The organism is Arenimonas sp., from assembly GCF_019459675.1.
Classification (GTDB): Bacteria; Pseudomonadota; Gammaproteobacteria; order Xanthomonadales; family Xanthomonadaceae; genus Arenimonas.
In genome coordinates this window covers 1-9363 of record NZ_JAIBFH010000038.1, presented here as the reverse complement: position 1 = coordinate 9363, position 9363 = coordinate 1, and the positions used below count along the sequence as shown (strand labels likewise).

Sequence of the window (9363 nt, the reverse complement as noted above, 5' to 3'; positions counted from 1 at the left end):
ATCGCTTTCTCGGCCGCGCTGATGGCGGCCGGCGAAACCACCAGCGACGCCTCCACCACCGGGCCCGCGACGGACACGACCTGGGGCGCCGGCTGCCACCAGCCCGCCAGCAAAAGGATCATGACCAGGGCCGCGTGCAGGCCCAGCGCCATCAGCACCGGCCTCAGCAGGCCCTCGTCGCCTTCGCGCGTTGGGATGGTGTCAGGGTGCATTGCTCGGGGGCTGGGTCATCAGGGCGACCTTGGGCGCGCCGGCCTGCTGCAGAAGGACCATGGTGTCGATCACGGTCTGGTACTGGGTGACGCCGGGCGCGGCCACGAACACCGGAGCGTCCGGGTTCTGGCGCACCAGCGCGGAAATCTTGGCCTTGAGCGTGGTGGCGTCGATGGGCTCGTTTTCGCCGCCCTCCACCTGCAGGTAGTAGCGGCCCTGTTCGTCCACCGAAACGATCACCGGGTCCTTTTGCTGCTCGATCGGCCGGGCCTTGGACTGCGGAAGGTCCACGTCCACGCCCAGGTTCAGCAGCGGCGCGGTCACCATGAAGATGATCAGCAGCACCAGCATGACGTCGATGTAGGGCACGACGTTGATGTCGGCCTTGAGCTTCTTGCGCTTGCGATGGCGGGTGATGGTGGCGGACATGCGTCAGTTCTCAACGTGTGGTCGAAGGAAACGGGGTTACCCGCTTACTCCTCGACGTGGGACTGCCGCTGCAGGATCGAGGAAAACTCCTCGGCGAAGCTTTCGTAGCGCACGCTCAGCCGTTCGACCTTGGTGGCGAAGCGGTTGTAGGCCCACACCGCCGGGATGGCCACGAACAGGCCGATGGCGGTGGCGAACAGCGCCTCGGAAATGCCGGGCGCGACGGCGGCGATGCTGGCGGTTTCCTGCGTGGACAGGCCATGCATGGTCACCATGATGCCGAACACCGTGCCCACCAGGCCCACGTACGGAGCCGTGGAGCCGATATTCGCCAGCAGCTCGAGGTTGTGTTCCAGCCGGTCCACTTCACGCGCGAAGGTGGCGCGCATGGCGCGCTGCGCGCCCTCGAGCTGGGTGCGTGAATCCAGGCCCTTCTTCTGGCGCAGGCGGGCGTATTCGCGGAAACCGCCTTCGAAGATGGCCTCCAGGCCCGACACCACGCGGTTGCGGTCGGTGGCCGAGCGGTAGAGCTGGGTGAGGTCCACGCCGGACCAGAAGCGGCCTTCGAACTCGTCGGCGTCGCGCATGGCGTGGCTGTAGATGCGGTTCTTGCGGAAGATGATCACCCAGCTCAGCACCGAGCCGATGATCAGCAGCAGCACGATGAACTGCACCGGCAGGCTGGCGTGCAGCATCAGCTGCAGGTAGCTCAGGCCGCTGCTGGCGGCTTCACCGGCGGCGGCTTCGGCGGCCGCGGGCATCACCTCGGTGGGCAGCTCGGACACCGGTGCGGCGGCAGCGAGGATCAAGGCGTTCAGGTCGAACATGGATTCGGGACTCCGGCGAACTTGTTGTTGTCGTTGAAGCTCATTGCCCGCCCGCAAGCCACGCGGGCAGCGGTCGTGGTCGGAAACTGCTGGCCACCAGGCAGGCCACGCGAACCTTCGCGCGGACCATCACCTGCTCGCCCCGGCAGATCTGCTGCGTGATCAAAAGGCTGGCGCTGCGCCGCTCGGCAAGGACGACGCTGACCTGCAGTTCGTCGTCCAGCCGCGCGGGTTTGTGGAAATCGATGGCCATGTCGCGGACCACCAGCACCAGGTCCTCGCTTTCGCGCAGGTCACGCTGCCCGAAACCCAGGGCGCGCAGCCATTCGGTGCGCGCGCGCTCGAGGAACCGGACATAGCTGGCGTGGTAGACCACCCCGCCCGCGTCCGTATCCTCCCAGTAAACCCTTATCCCGAAGCTGAACGGCACGGGATGGATTTCGCTGGAGCCCGCCGGGCCCGGGGTTGCGCCCGCTTCGCTCACGGCAGCAGGGAGCCTGAAAACACACCAGCCGGAGGCTTCAGGCCGAGGTGGGTGTAGGCCTTGTGGGTGACCATGCGGCCGCGGGCGCTGCGCACCAGGTAGCCCTGCTGGATCAGGTAGGGCTCGATGACGTCCTCGAGCGTGCCGCGCTCCTCGCTCAGGGCGGCGGCCAGGGACTCCACGCCCACCGGCCCGCCCTGGAAGTTCTCGATGATCATGCCCAGCATCCGGCGGTCGAGCGGGTCGAAGCCTTCCGCGTCCACCTTGAGCATGGCCAGGGCGTCGTCGGCCACGGTGCGGGTGATGGTGCCGTTGGCGCGGACCTGGGCGAAGTCGCGCACGCGCCGAAGCAGGCGGTTGGCGATGCGCGGCGTGCCGCGCGCGCGGCGGGCGATCTCGCCGGCGCCGTCCGGGGCGCATTCGATCCCCAGGATGGTGGCCGACCGGCGGACGATGCGGGTCAGCTCCTCGGGGCTGTAGAACTCCAGCCGCTGGACGATGCCGAACCGGTCGCGCAGGGGGGCCGTGAGCAGGCCGGCGCGGGTGGTGGCGCCAATCAGGGTGAACGGCGGCAGGTCGAGCTTGATCGAGCGCGCCGCGGGGCCTTCGCCGATCATGATGTCGATCTGGAAGTCCTCCATCGCCGGATACAGCACTTCTTCGACCACGGGCGAGAGACGGTGTATTTCGTCCACGAACAGCACGTCGTGCGGCTGCAGGTTGGTCAGCAGGGCGGCCAGGTCCCCGGCGCGCTCGATGACGGGGCCCGAGGTGGTGCGCAGGTTCACGCCCAGCTCGTTGGCGATCACGTGGCTCAGCGTGGTCTTGCCCAGGCCAGGCGGCCCGAAGATGAGCACGTGGTCCATGGCTTCGCCGCGGCCCTTGGCCGCCTCGATGGCGATCTTGAGCTGTTCGCGGACGGCCTGCTGGCCCAGGTAGTCGTCCAGCCGCTTGGGCCGGATGCTGGCCTCGGCCAGGTCGTCTTCGCGGGTGGCGCCGGGGGCGATGACGCGTTGTTCTTCCATGGGTCGGGATTATGGCAGGGAAAGGCCGGTGGGCACCCTAGATGACCACCTGGGTGCCCAGCTCCACCAGCCGGTTGCCGGGGATGTGGAAGAACTCGGTCGCCGGCGTGGCGTTGCGCGACATGAAGAGGAAAAGCTTGTCGCGCCAGAGCGCCATCCCCTGCCCCGGCCGCGCGCTGAGCGACTCCCGGCTTGCGAAGTAGGTGGTTTCCATCGGCTCGAAGACCGGCCCCGGGATATCCCACTGCCTGAGCGCCCGCGGCACGTCCGGATCCTCAAGGTAGCCGAAGCGCAGCGAAAGCCGGCTGAAGCCGTGGCCCAGGTCGGCGTGCACCACGCGTTCGGCGGCCTCCGCCCGCGGCACGCCCAGGATCTCCACGCTCAGCAGCACGTTGCGATCGTGCAGCACCTTGTTGTGCTTGAGGTTGTGCAGCATGGCCGGCGGCATGAACTGGTTGGACGGCGTCAGGAACACCGCCGTGCCAGGCACCCGCACCGGCGGGTGCGCCACCAGGTTGGCGACGAAGTGCTCGATGCGCAGGCTGTCGCGGTTCATCTGCAGTTTCACCAGCTCGCGGCCCCGGCGCCAGCTGCGCATCATCGCGAAGGACACCACGCCCAGCGCCAGCGGGAACCACGCGCCCTCGACGAACTTGATCACGTTGGCCGAGAAGAACGCCGCCTCGATCACCAGGAACACCGCCGCCAGCGGCAGCACCTGCCAGCCGGGCAATCGCCAGCGCACCCGCGCCAGGATCACCAGCAGCACGGTGCTGATCAGCATCGTGCCCGTCACCGAAACGCCGTAGGCGATGGCCAGGTTGCTCGAACTGCCGAAGCCCAGCACCACCGCGATCACCGCCAGCAGCATGGCCCGGTTCACCAGCGGGATGAAGATCTGGCCCTCGGTGCGGTCGGACGTGTGCACGATCTGCATCCGCGGCAGGTAGCCCAGCTGGATCGCCTGGCGCACCACCGAGAAGGTGCCGGAAATAAGCGCCTGCGAGGCGATCACCGTCGCCAGCGTAGCCAGGACGATCATCGGATACAGCGCCCAGCCGGGCACGAGCTCGTAGAAGGGGTTGGTCACCCGGCCCGGATGCGAAAGGATGAAGGCACCCTGCCCGAAGTAGTTCAGCAGCAGCGCCGGCAGCACCACGCCCCACCACGCCATGCGGATAGGGAAGCGCCCGAAATGGCCCATGTCGGCATACAGCGCCTCGCCGCCGGTCACCGCCAGCACCACGGCCCCCAACGCCAGCCAGGCCAGCACGCCGTGCTCCATGAAAAAGCGCGCCGCCCAGATCGGGTTCACGGCCTGCAGCACCGCAGGATGTTGTGCGATCTCCACCACGCCCAGCACCGCCAGCACCGCGAACCACAGGCAGGTGATGGGGCCGAAGATGCGCCCGACCCGCTCGGTGCCGTGCTTTTGCATCGAGAACAGTGCCACCAGCACCGCCAGCGTGATGGGCAGCACGAAGCGTTTTAGCTCGGGCGCGGCCACTTCCAGGCCCTCCACCGCCGACAGCACCGAGATCGCCGGGGTGATCACGCCGTCGCCGAAGAACAGCGCCGTGCCGAAGATGCCCAGGATGCCGACCGTGTACGACAGCGGCGCCGCCACCGGCAGGCTGCGCTGCACCAGCGCCGTCAGCGCCAGGATGCCGCCTTCCCCGCGGTTGTCGGCGCGCATCAGGATGGCCACGTACTTGAGCGACACCACCAGCAGCAGCGACCACAGGATCAGCGACAGCACGCCCAGCACGTTCGCCGGGTCGGGCGCGATGCCGTAGTGCGGACCGAAGGCTTCCTTCAGCGTGTACAGCGGGCTGGTGCCGATGTCGCCGAAGACCACGCCGACGGCGCCGATCACCAAAGGCCAGGTGCGCGGCGCCGTGGCGCCATCGTGGGTGTGGGAAGTCATGGGATTGCCCGGGGGCGAAGGGACGGGGTTTTATCCGCGCAGGACCGAGGTGAGGGCCTTGCGGATGATCTGTTCGGCGCTGTCGCCGGGCTCGGCCTGCTTGAGCATGCGCTGTATTTCTGCCGGCTTGTAGCCCAACTGCGTCAGCGCCACGCTGGCCTCGGACACCGGGTCGGCCGGCACCGCGCCGGTTTTCCCCGTGACCACGGCGATGCCGGCGGTGGCGAAATCGGCGGCGCGGTCGCGCAGCTCCACCACCATTCGCTCGGCGGTCTTCTTGCCGATGCCGGGGATGCGGGTGAGCGCCGTGAGGTCACCGGTCTGCACCAGCCGCGCGAAGTCGTCCACGCTGGCGCCCGACAGCACCGCCAGCGCGATCTTCGCGCCCACGCCGGTCACCTTCTGCACCTCGCGGAACAGGCGGCGCTCGGATTCAGTGAAGAAACCGTACAGCGCCACGCCGTCTTCCTTGACCGCGTAATGGGTGAACAGCGTGACCTCGCGGCCCACCTCGGGAAGGTCGTAGAACGTGGACATCGGCGCCGACAGTTCATAGCCCACGCCACCCACGTCCACCATCAGCGCCGGGGGGGCCTTGTAGACCAGCAGACCCTTCAAACGACCAATCATCGGCGGCGCCTCCGGAGCAGCAGTGCAGGGTCCAGGCCGCTGCGACCGGCGGTGGCGCTGGTGTGGGCGTGGGTCAGGGCAACCGCCAGGGCATCGGCGGCGTCGGCCTGCAGTTTGCGCTCGCCCAAGCTGAGCAAAAGCTTCACCATGTGCTGCACCTGGGTCTTGTCGGCCGCGCCGCTGCCCACCAGCGACTGCTTGATCACGCGCGGCGCGTATTCGCTCACGGCCAGGCCACGGCGCACCACGGTGGCGATGGCGGCGCCGCGGGCGTGGCCCAGCTTCAGCGCCGACATCGCCGATTTGTCCATGAACACGGTTTCGATGGCGACCACGGTGGGCCGCCAGGTTTCCAGCACTTCCTCCAGGTCGAACACCAGCTTGCCCAGGCGCGCCGGGAAGTCGTCGGTGTCCACCAGCAGGTTGAGCATCTGGCAGTGCACATAGCTGCACTTGCCCGCGGCGTCGACGTCGATCAGGCCGATGCCGGTGCGCTGCGAGCCCGGATCAATGCCGAGGATGCGGGTCACTGGAACGCGTCGGCGCCCAGGTCGGCGTTGGAATAGACGTTCTGCACGTCGTCCAGGTCCTCCAGCATCTCCAGCATCTTGGCCACCTGCTGGCCCACTTCGCCTTCCACCTTGATGTCGTTCTCGGCGCGCAGGGTCACTTCAGCCTGAAGCGGCGGGAAGCCGGCGGCCACCATGCCCTCCTTCACCGCTTCGAACGCGTCCGGCGCACACAGCACTTCGATGGCGCCGTCCTCGGGATAAACCACGATGTCATCGGCGCCGCATTCAATCGCGGCCTCGGTGATGGCGTCTTCGTCGGCACCCGGGCCGTAGCCCAGCACGCCCTGCTTCTTGAACATGAAGCTGACCGAACCGTCGGTGCCCAGGTTGCCGCCGCACTTGTTGAAGGCGTGGCGCACGTCGGCCACGGTGCGCACCTTGTTGTCGGTGAGGCAGTCGACGATCACGGCAACGCCGCCGGGGGCATAGCCCTCGTAGCGGATTTCCTCGTAGCTGACGCCTTCGAGTTCGCCGGTGGCTTTCTTGATGGCGCGCTCGAGCACGTCGCGCGACATGTTCACGGCCAGGCCCTTGTCCATCGCCAGGCGCAGTCGTGGATTGCCCTTGGGGTCGCCGCCGCCCATGCGGGCCGCGGTGGACACTTCGCGGATGACCTTGGTGAAGACCTTGCCGCGCTTGGCGTCCTGGGCGCCCTTGCGCCCCTCGATGACCATCAACCTGCCCATGGAACCCAACCTTCGGATGCGATGGCGCGATTATACGTCCGCCGCCGCGGACAACGCGGCCTCAGCGCGGGAAGCGCCCCTGCCGCAGGAATTCCGCGGTCAGGCCGGCCACCGCCCGGGACAGGATCAGGCCGGTGTGGCTGACCCGCAGCACGCGATGGTCGGCCAGGCCGGGCAGCTGGGTTTCCCAGACGCACACCGTGCCGTCGCCCGGCCCGTCCAGGTCGTTGAACAGCCGGCCCAGCCCGGCCGCGCGCGAACCGGCCAGCACGCCGACCTCGCGCCCCTGCGGCAGCTCGTGCAGGCCGCTACGCAGCAGGGTGCCGCTGCGACCCAGCAGCGCCGACAGATGGTGGCGCGACAGGCCCCGCGCGGCGCCGCTGCCTGCCAGCGGCGAACCCAGGCAGACCACGCGGCCCGGGGGCAGGCCGCGGTAGCTGGCGAGTGTTTCCAGCGCCACCAGGCCGCCCAGGCTGTGACCTACCAGGTGCACGGGGCCGGGGCCCAGCGCAATCAGGTACGAAGCCAGCCGGTCCACCGACGGCGCCGGGCCCGAGAACAGGCTGGCGTAGTCGAACCGATGCGTTACGAAACCCTGCGCCTGCAGGCGGCGGGCCAGCGGCACCAGGGTCAGGCCGCGCATCCAGACGCCGTGCAGCAGGACGACGTGTTCGGTGGGCTGGCTGCTCAGGACCGTGCTCGGGTGGGAACCAGCGGGGAGCATAAGCCCGTCAGGCGAGCCTGGCGCGCCGCAGGGTGAACTCCAGGTCCACCACACGGCCCACCGGGAAAGTGTGCTCGCCCACCTTTTCGAAGCCGTGCCGGGCATAGAAGCGCTGGGCGCCCAGGTTCTGCGACCACACGCCGATCCACAGCGTGCGCGGGCCGTCGGCCAGAAGCCAGGACTGCGCCGCTTCAAACAGCCGCCCGCCCCAGCCCGCACCCTGGAACGCCGCCAGCACATAGAGACGCTTGAGCTCGCCGTCACCCGGCTGCACGTCGGGATTGGGCAGGCCGCAGGGCCCGGCCGCCGCGTGGCCCACCGCGACGCCTTCGTGTTCAAGCAGCCACACCGCATAACCCGGCGTGGACAGGATCACCCGCTGGCGTTCGACCGAATACGACTCGGCGAGAAAATCGCGCAGGTCGCGCTCGGGGTACAAATGGCCGAAAGCCTCGGTGAAGGTCTGTTCGGCCAGGGTGGACAGCAGCGACGCATCCGCCGGCGTTGCGCGACGGATGCGGGTGGCCATGGCTCAGGCCTTGTCGGGCTTGGCCCGTATCGAGACATGCACCTCGGCCAGCTGCTTGTCCGGCACCGGCGACGGTGCGCCGGTCATCAGGCACTGGGCGGTGGTGGTCTTGGGGAAGGCGATGACGTCGCGGATGGACTCGGTGCCGGCCATCAGCGCCGCGATGCGGTCGATACCAAACGCGATGCCGCCGTGCGGCGGCGCGCCGTAGCGCAGCGCGTCGAGCAGGAAGCCGAACTTCGCTTCGGCCTCTTCGGCTTCGATGCCCAGCAGCTGGAACACCGCGCTCTGCATGTCGCTGCGGTGGATGCGGATGGAGCCGCCGCCGATTTCGTTGCCGTTGAGCACCATGTCGTAACCGCGCGACACCGCGATGCGGGCGTTGGCCTTGAGTTCGGCGATGTCGTCCACGGCCGGCGCGGTGAACGGGTGGTGCAGCGCCACGTAGCGAGACTCTTCCTCGTCCCACTCGAACATCGGGAAGTCGGTGACCCACAGCGGCTTCCAGCCGTCGCGCACCAGGCCCAGGTCCTTGCCGACCTTCAGGCGCAGCGCACCCATGAAGTCGGAAACCACCCTGTAAGTGCCGGCACCGAAGAAGGCGATGTCGCCGTTGCGCAGGCCGATGGCCGACACCAGCGCCGCGAACGCGGCCTCGTCGAAGAACTTGCTGATCGGCGAGCTGAGCTCGCCGTTCTCGCCCAGCTTGATGTATGCCAGGCCCTTGGCGCCGTACTTGGCCGCGTGCGCGCCCAGGTCGTGGATCTGCTTGCGCGACAGCGCCGCGCCGCCGGGCACGCGCAGAGCGGCCACGCGGCCGTCGGGGTTGGACGCCCAGTCGGTGAACACCTTGAACTGCGAGCCTTCCACCAGTTCGGCCACGTCCTGCAGCTCAAGCGGATTGCGCAGGTCGGGCTTGTCCGAGCCGTAGCGGCGCATGGCCTCGGCGTAGGTCAGGCGCGGGAAAGAGGCCTCGAGCTCAACGCCGATCACTTCCTGGAAGATCTGCCGGATCATGCCCTCCACTTCGTCCTGCACGTCGGCCTCGCGAACCCAGGCGAACTCCATGTCCAGCTGGGTGAACTCGAGCTGGCGGTCGGCGCGCAGCGCTTCGTCGCGGAAGCAGCGGGCGATCTGGTAGTAGCGGTCGAAGCCGGCCACCATCAGGATCTGCTTGAACAGCTGCGGCGACTGCGGCAGCGCGTAGAACTCGCCCGGCGACATGCGCGCCGGCACCAGGAAGTCGCGCGCGCCCTCGGGCGTGGCCTTGGTGAGGATGGGCGTCTCGATGTCCTGGAAACCGCGCTCGTCGAGGTA

Annotated in this window: 11 protein-coding genes and 1 pseudogene; all 12 read right to left on the bottom strand. The window is 68.4% G+C overall.

Going from position 1 to position 9363, the window contains the following annotated elements; translation table 11 throughout:
• Nucleotides 1-212, bottom strand: a pseudogene (locus K0M70_RS01435) (protein TolA); the annotation flags it as partial.
• A complete protein-coding gene (gene tolR, locus K0M70_RS01430; protein WP_290778332.1) occupies nucleotides 202-642 on the bottom strand; it encodes a protein TolR in 441 nt (146 codons plus the stop codon). The gene tolR and the pseudogene K0M70_RS01435, both read right to left, overlap by 11 nt.
• 44 nt (nucleotides 643-686) lie before the next feature.
• Nucleotides 687-1469, bottom strand: coding sequence for a protein TolQ (gene tolQ / locus K0M70_RS01425; protein WP_290778329.1), 783 nt, complete (start codon nucleotides 1467-1469; stop codon nucleotides 687-689).
• A 40-nt stretch (nucleotides 1470-1509) separates the two neighbouring features.
• The gene (ybgC, locus tag K0M70_RS01420; RefSeq protein ID WP_290778326.1) at nucleotides 1510-1953 is read right to left on the bottom strand and encodes a tol-pal system-associated acyl-CoA thioesterase; all 444 of its coding nucleotides are present in this window, start codon (nucleotides 1951-1953) and stop codon (nucleotides 1510-1512) included.
• Complete coding sequence (gene ruvB / locus K0M70_RS01415) at nucleotides 1950-2978, bottom strand: Holliday junction branch migration DNA helicase RuvB (protein WP_290778323.1); 1029 nt, start codon at nucleotides 2976-2978, stop codon at nucleotides 1950-1952. Before ruvB ends, ybgC begins: the two co-directional genes overlap by 4 nt.
• 37 nt (nucleotides 2979-3015) lie before the next feature.
• Nucleotides 3016-4905 (bottom strand): potassium transporter Kup, encoded by a 1890-nt coding sequence (locus tag K0M70_RS01410; protein ID WP_290778320.1) that lies wholly within the window; start codon nucleotides 4903-4905, stop codon nucleotides 3016-3018.
• A gap of 30 nt (nucleotides 4906-4935) precedes the next feature.
• On the bottom strand, nucleotides 4936-5535 hold the full coding sequence (gene ruvA, locus K0M70_RS01405; protein ID WP_290778317.1) for a Holliday junction branch migration protein RuvA: 600 nt from the start codon (nucleotides 5533-5535) through the stop codon (nucleotides 4936-4938).
• On the bottom strand, nucleotides 5532-6065 hold the full coding sequence (ruvC, locus tag K0M70_RS01400) for a crossover junction endodeoxyribonuclease RuvC (protein WP_290778314.1): 534 nt from the start codon (nucleotides 6063-6065) through the stop codon (nucleotides 5532-5534). The genes ruvA and ruvC overlap by 4 nt, the downstream gene beginning before the upstream one ends.
• Nucleotides 6062-6793: a YebC/PmpR family DNA-binding transcriptional regulator gene (locus tag K0M70_RS01395; protein WP_290778311.1), complete on the bottom strand. Its 732-nt coding sequence runs from the start codon at nucleotides 6791-6793 to the stop codon at nucleotides 6062-6064. The genes ruvC and K0M70_RS01395 overlap by 4 nt, the downstream gene beginning before the upstream one ends.
• Nucleotides 6794-6854: 61 nt before the next feature.
• Complete coding sequence (locus tag K0M70_RS01390; RefSeq protein WP_290778308.1) at nucleotides 6855-7517, bottom strand: alpha/beta fold hydrolase; 663 nt, start codon at nucleotides 7515-7517, stop codon at nucleotides 6855-6857.
• Between the two features lie 7 nt (nucleotides 7518-7524).
• Nucleotides 7525-8046 carry a GNAT family N-acetyltransferase gene (locus K0M70_RS01385; protein WP_290778305.1) on the bottom strand — a complete coding sequence of 174 codons (522 nt, stop codon included), beginning with the start codon at nucleotides 8044-8046 and terminating at the stop codon, nucleotides 7525-7527.
• Nucleotides 8047-8049: 3 nt separating this feature from the next.
• Nucleotides 8050-9363, bottom strand: a 1314-nt coding sequence (gene aspS, locus K0M70_RS01380) for an aspartate--tRNA ligase (protein ID WP_290778303.1), incomplete at its 5' end; no start/stop codon positions are given.